The following is a 6,359-nucleotide window of genomic DNA, read 5'->3' as shown; positions in this document are numbered from 1 at the left end:
CACCGTCAGCACGCTTGCGCAGACGAGCGCCACCATCGTCTGCGTCAGCGCATGCGTGCCACCTTGCGGCGCCACGCTGCCGCGCACGCTGCGCAGGTAGCGCGGCAGCAACGCCACGGTCAGCACGCACAACAGCGCGATCGCGCCGCGCTGCGCGTCGGACAGCTCACGCCACGCGAGGCCCGACGCCGCCTGCGCCGCGAGCGCGCCCGCCAGCACGAGCACGACGTCGGTCGCTGCGATCGCGGCACGCCGTATCGCATTGGTTCCACCGGACCTCGACTGCATCGTCACGCAGCATGTGCCGGGAACCCGCAACGCGCCTCCGGCATGCGGGAGCGAATCGGCGTCGACCTCGCCGTCCCGCGCGTGCCGAGCAACCTGCGATAGTCGGCACGAATCAGGTCATAGCATTCACACGCGTGATGTTCGAGGCCTTCGCGGTCGAGCACCGTGATGCGGCCGCGGCGCTGCCGGATCAGCCCGGCTTCCTGCAGGTTGCCTGCCGCTTCCGTCACGCCTTCGCGCCGCACGCCGAGCATGTTCGCGATCGTCTGCTGCGTGACGGCCAGTTCGTCGCCGTCGATGCGATCGTGCGCGAGCAGCAGCCAGCGGCTGAGCTGCTCGCTGACCGAGTGATGCCGGTTGCACAGCGCGCTGCGCGAAATCTGCGCCATCGTCGCCTGGCAGTAGTTGAGCAACAGACGGTAGGTGGCCGGCGATCGCTCGAATTCGGCGCGCATCACGCAGCTCGGCACGCGATAGGCCATCCCGCCAATGCGAACTTCGACCCGGTGCGACACCGAGGCGCCCCCGGCCAGCGTGGCCAGCCCGACCACCCCCTCGCGGCCGATCTGCGCCACCTCGACCATCGCACCGTCCTCCATCAGGTGCTGCACCGACATCATTGCCGTCGTCGGGAAATGCACGTGGCGCATCGGCTCGCCGACCCGGTCGAGCGCCCCGGCCTTGACCCGGACCAGTTCGAGATGCGGTGCCATGGTGCGGATGCTGTCCTCCGGGAGGGCTGCGAGGATGGCGTTCGCCGAGTAGCTCGAGTGAAGATGAAGCATGTCTGTATCCCTTTTATTGTCCGCGCCGCCTGCAGCCGCGTGCACGGAACTCGTTATCGCGATGCGCGCCTGGACGTTGACAGTGGTTGCGGCCCACAACCCTGATTCCGACCGACCATCGGCTTGTCGCCGCCGGATCGAGTCGGCCGTCCCGTTTCGACACGCCAGCCCGAATAAGCGATTTACGTGCCAATACATGCCCATCCTTAATATGTGAATCACGCCGGATTTAGATCGCCCGAATAATCGGCTAAAAAACAAAAAACCGTCTCATTTCCGGACACTCTTCCGAACGACGGACACTGCACGCCATTTGACTGATCATTTCGTTTGCATCGAACCGAGGCAGCCGCACCGGCGTCGCGAGGCTTGCCGTTCATATACTTACAGTCCATTTTCAATTGTTTACATGACGTACTGGACAACACTCCGCAGTGACACCCCACCTCACACGGTTGTTTGAAACTGTCTCAAATTTGAATCGACGCACTAATTCAAAACTCTGTTACCCACCGCACACTTCGCCGCCAAGCCTTTGATTGATATAGACATTCTTGCGCACACCATTTATTTGTCAAATAATGTTCAATGTCCAGCAGGCACTTTCTCCACGCGATGCGCGCCACCGCCCGATTGATTCACGACCGACACCGAATGAATGCCGGCAGTCGCATTCTGTTTTCGGATGATTAATTCCGACGGAATGAATCATTAAATCCGGATAACGTTTGCACTCGGGATAAAATCGTCAAACTTTGTGAAATGACGCAATGTGCAATTGATCGAATTCAATGACGTGCTAGCCTTTTCTCCAGCACCGCCACTCCATTCATGACGAACACAAGTCCGCACGAGCGTGCGAATTCCCCTTTCCGGGGTATCGCCGCGACGACGCGCGACCGCCACCCTACGAGGATGCGCCGTGACTCACCAGGCCCCTGACGCCGTCGCGTACGCGAACGGCATGATCGAGCTTTCCCACAGCTTCGACGCGAACCGGTTTCTCGCGGCCATCGACCGCGACGAGCTCGCGACGCTGGCGCCCCACCTTCAACTGGTCCACCTGAAATCGGGGCAGGTGCTCTGCGAACCCGGCGAGATGCTCGCCGCGGTCTACCTGCCCGTCACGACCGCCATTTCGCTGCAGTACGTGTCGTCCGGCGGCATGACGCTCGAAGTCGCGGAGATCGGCAGCGAGAGCGTGGTCTGCGACGACGTGATCGGCGGCAGCGGCCGGATGCCCTGCCGGGCCGTCGCCTGCCGCGACGGTTTCGTCTACCGGCTCGACCGGCGCGTGTTCGCCGCCGCGTTCGATGCGTCGCCGGTGATCCGCCATCTCGTGTTCGTCTGCGTGCGCGTACTGATGGCACAGGTCTCGCAGATCACGTTCTGCAGTCGCCATCACGTGCTCAAACATCAGTTATGCAGATGGTTCCTGCTGGCGTACGACCGCACGCGCAGCATCGAGATCCAGGTGACGCACAGCATGCTGGCGCAGATGCTGGGCGTGCGGCGCGAGACGGTCACCGATGCGGCCGGCGAAATCCAGAAGCTGGGCCTGATCCGGCAATACCGGAGTTCGATCGAGCTCGCCAACCTCGACGGCCTCGAAAAAATGTCGTGCGGCTGCCGGGCGATCGTGCGCGACGAGATGAAGCGCATCCTGTCGGCCGACTCGGGTGTGCCGGCCGCATCGCGCACCTGACCGGCCTGCCCGCTCGGCGCCGCGCGTCGGTGCGCGGGGTTAGCTGTTTGTAGGGTGGCGAACAGAACGCAGTGTCTGCCAATGGTCTACTGATGCCGGACTGCCGGGGGGACGTCAGCGCGTATCGCGCGTCTGCCCGAGCGGACGACACCACGCACGCCGGAGCAGCACGTGAAAAACGAAATCAGAACCATCCTGAAGCACGTCGCCCACCTCGAAGCCGCGATCGATTCGATCGGCGACGGGGACGACCTCTACGAAGCGGGCCTCTCCTCGCTCGACACGATCCAGCTGATGCTCGCGATCGAGAAGCAATTCAACATCGAGATTCCCGACGAGATGCTGAACCGCAACCTGTTCCGCAGCATCGATGCGCTCGCGGACACGATCGCCACGCTGCAACGCACCGAGCATTCCGCATGAGCGCGCTGCTTCCCGAACTCGCGTCCGACAGCGATTCGCGTCGGCTCGACGAGGCCGCGCATGCCGTCGCGCAGATCGCCGCACAGCACGCGGACGCGGTAGACCGCGACGCGCGCTGCCCCGTCGAGGCGATCGAGGCGATGCGCGCGCGCCGCCTGCTCGGCGCGATGGTGCCGACCCATCTTGGCGGCGCTGGCGCGTCGCTGGAAGACGTCGTGTCGGCCTGCTCGATTCTCGGCCAGGCCTGCGCGTCGTCAGCGATGGTGTTCGCCATGCACCAGATCCAGGTCGCGTGCATCGTCGACCACGCGGTCGACCAGGGCTGGCACAAGCTGTTCCTGCAGCAGCTCGTGCGCCATCAGTGGCTGCTCGCATCGGCCACGTCGGAAAACGGCGTCGGCGGCAACCTGCGAGCGAGCCAGTGCGCGCTCGAAACCGACGGCGGCGAGTTCCGGCTGCGCAAATCCGCGCCGACGATCTCCTACGGCGACTATGCGGACGGCATCCTCGCGACCGCGCGACGCGATGCGGACGCGCCGGCTTCCGAGCAGGTGCTCGTCACGCTGCTGCGCGACGGCTACACGCTCACGCGTCGCGGCGAATGGGACACGCTCGGGATGCGGGGCACCTGCAGCAACGGCTTCGAGCTCGACGCGCAAGGCGCCGCCGTCCAGTGCCTGCCGGTGCCGTTCGCGAAGATCGCCGAGGAAACGATGGTGCCGGTGTCGCACATCCTGTGGGCCGCGGTATGGATCGGCGTGGCCGGCGACGCGTTCCATCGCGCACACCAGTTCTTCCGAGCGCAGGCACGCCAGACCGACGGCGCGCCGTCGCCCGCGTCGCGGCGCATCGCCGAGTCGCTCGCGCTGATGCAGGCGATGCAGGCCCGCGTCGACAACGTGCTGCGCCTCCATGCGAATGCGACGGCGCGCTCGTGGTCGGCCGGCATGGCCTGGGCCGCCGAGATCAACACGCTGAAGACCTACGTGTCGACGACCGCGCTGGAAGTCGCGCACCAGGCCATGATGATCTGCGGGATGGCCGGCTACAAGCAAGGCACGCCGTTCAGCATCGGCCGCCACATTCGCGACCTGCACGCGGCGCCGCTGATGATCAGCAACGACCGCATTGCCGCCAATACCTCGAACCTGCTGCTCGCACTGCGTCCTGCGACGCTGGAGAAACATACGTGAACGATCGCCTTGCCGTGCCCTCCTCCGCTCCCGCCGACGCGCCGATCGACCGCGCGGGCGTCAACCCGCTGCGCGACGAACTGATCGACGCGGGCCTGCTGGTCTCGACCGGCATCCAGGGCCTGTTCGGCCGCAGCGAACGATTCGAGCGCGTCGTGGAAGCGCTCGATGCGTTCGTCACGCGCATCGGCGCCGACCAGCAGGCGGAAGTGCTGCGCTTCCCGCCGGCGATGAGCCGCACCGAGTTCGAGCGCAGCGAATACATGAAGAGCTTCCCGCAGCTCGCGGGCAGCGTGCATGCGTTCTGCGGCGACGAGCGCCAGCACCAGCGCGTGCTGCAGTGCCTGGATCGCGGCGACGACTGGACGGAAAGCCAGAAACCGACCTATGTCGTGATGACGCCGGCCGCGTGCTACCCCGTCTATCCTGTCGTCGCGCGTGCGGGCGCGCTGCCGGCAGACGGGCGGATCGTCGACGTCTTCTCGTACTGCTTCCGCCACGAGCCGTCGCTCGATCCGACCCGGATGCAGCTGTTCCGGATGCGCGAATATGTGCGGATCGGCACGCCCGAGCAGATCGTGTCGTTCCGCGAGACGTGGATCGAACGCGGCACGCGGATGATCGAGGCGCTGCGCCTGCCCAACGCGATCGATCTCGCGAACGATCCGTTCTTCGGGCGCGGCGGCAAGATCGTCGCGAACAGCCAGCGCGAGCAGAACCTGAAGTTCGAGCTGCTGATTCCGATCGAACACGACGATCGCCAGACCGCCTGCCTGAGCTTCAACTACCACATGGATCATTTCGGGCTGCTGTGGGACATCCGCACCGCGACGGGCGACGTCGCGCACACCGGCTGCGTCGGCTTCGGCCTCGAACGGCTCACGCTCGCGCTGTTCCGCCATCACGGCTTCGACCTCGATGCGTGGCCGAGCAACGTCCGCGACGTGCTGTGGGGCACGCCATGAGATTCGTGTCCCGCGACGGCGAAGACGCGTCGTTCGAGGATGTGCGCCACCGCGCGCGCCACTACCGGCCGCATCCGCTGCACAGCCAGGAGATGGTCTGGAAACAGACCAACTGCTACGTCGACATGTGGCTCGAGGTGCTCCGGTGGTGGGGCTTCAATCCGTACGCGGCGCTGCCGTTCACGATTGCGCTCGACTTCGAGGGCGACCAGTTCACGTTCTTCAAGTTTCCGCACGACGAACTGGAGCGGCTGTACGGCATCGTCGTGCAGGAGCACTCGATCTACGAACCGCTCGACCGGCACATCGAAACGCAGGTCGCGCGCGGCCACTTGATGATCGTCGAGGTCGACGCGTGGTTCCTGCCCGATACGCGCGGCAGCAGCTACCGCATGCAGCACACGAAGACGACGATCGGCATCGATGCGATCGACCGCGCGAAGCGCCAGATCGGCTACTTCCACAACAGCGGCTATTACGTGGCCGAGGATTTCGACTACGACGGGCTCGTCGGCGGCAGTTCGCCGATGACGCTGCCGCCGTACGTCGAATGCGCGAAGCGGCGGTTCGCGCCGCTCGACGAGCGCGCGCTGTGCGAAACGTCGCTCGCCGCGCTGCAGCGCCACCTGCGGCGCCTGCCGGTCGTCGACCCGATCGCCGCGTTCCGGCGGCAGTTGCAGACCGACGCGCGGACGCTCGCCGACTCACCGCTCGAGCACTTCCATGCTTACTCGTTCAATTCGGTTCGGCAGCTCGGCGCGAATTTCGAACTGTTCGGCCACTACGCACGCTGGCTGCAGGCCAGCGGCTGCGTCGGGCCGTTCGCCGAGATCCGTGCCGCGTGCGATCGCATCGCGTCCGAAGCGATGGTGCTGGAATTCCGGCTCGCACGCGCCTGCGCGCGCGGCAAGGAGGAGCGCGGCGACTCGACGCTCGAAGCGATCGAGGCCGCCTACTCGGATGTGGTCGCCTGCGCGCGGCAGATCGGCTTGCCGCTGCG

The 6,359-nt window shown here is 65.5% G+C and carries 6 protein-coding genes and 1 pseudogene; 5 read left to right on the top strand and 2 right to left on the bottom strand.

All coding sequences use genetic code 11. The features are described 5' to 3' along the window. A pseudogene (locus tag JYJ84_RS25640) lies at positions 1-288 on the bottom strand (undecaprenyl-phosphate glucose phosphotransferase); the annotation flags it as partial. Between the two features lie 2 nt (positions 289-290). Next, positions 291-1,073 carry a Crp/Fnr family transcriptional regulator gene (locus tag JYJ84_RS25635; protein ID WP_175222626.1) on the bottom strand — a complete coding sequence of 261 codons (783 nt, stop codon included), beginning with the start codon at positions 1,071-1,073 and terminating at the stop codon, positions 291-293. A gap of 922 nt (positions 1,074-1,995) precedes the next feature. On the opposite strand from JYJ84_RS25635, the gene JYJ84_RS25630 reads away from it, so the two are divergent. The 5 genes from JYJ84_RS25630 to JYJ84_RS25610 form a co-directional block, all read left to right on the top strand. After that, on the top strand, positions 1,996-2,778 hold the full coding sequence (locus tag JYJ84_RS25630) for a Crp/Fnr family transcriptional regulator (RefSeq protein WP_174956421.1): 783 nt from the start codon (positions 1,996-1,998) through the stop codon (positions 2,776-2,778). Between the two features lie 171 nt (positions 2,779-2,949). Beyond that, complete coding sequence (locus JYJ84_RS25625) at positions 2,950-3,201, top strand: acyl carrier protein (protein WP_006490451.1); 252 nt, start codon at positions 2,950-2,952, stop codon at positions 3,199-3,201. Continuing rightward, positions 3,198-4,394 carry an acyl-CoA dehydrogenase family protein gene (locus JYJ84_RS25620; RefSeq protein ID WP_174956422.1) on the top strand — a complete coding sequence of 399 codons (1,197 nt, stop codon included), beginning with the start codon at positions 3,198-3,200 and terminating at the stop codon, positions 4,392-4,394. Before JYJ84_RS25625 ends, JYJ84_RS25620 begins: the two co-directional genes overlap by 4 nt. Continuing rightward, a complete protein-coding gene (locus JYJ84_RS25615; RefSeq protein WP_175222606.1) occupies positions 4,391-5,359 on the top strand; it encodes an amino acid--[acyl-carrier-protein] ligase in 969 nt (322 codons plus the stop codon). Before JYJ84_RS25620 ends, JYJ84_RS25615 begins: the two co-directional genes overlap by 4 nt. After that, positions 5,356-6,359: DUF1839 family protein (locus JYJ84_RS25610; RefSeq protein WP_205189593.1), on the top strand; the 1,004-nt coding region annotated here is incomplete at its 3' end. The genes JYJ84_RS25615 and JYJ84_RS25610, both read left to right, overlap by 4 nt.

It is taken from the genome of Burkholderia sp. LMG 13014 (genome assembly GCF_905232215.1).
In the GTDB taxonomy this organism is placed as follows: domain Bacteria; phylum Pseudomonadota; class Gammaproteobacteria; order Burkholderiales; family Burkholderiaceae; genus Burkholderia.
Note: the sequence above shows the minus strand (reverse complement) of the source record. Positions and strands in the feature narration are given on the sequence as shown.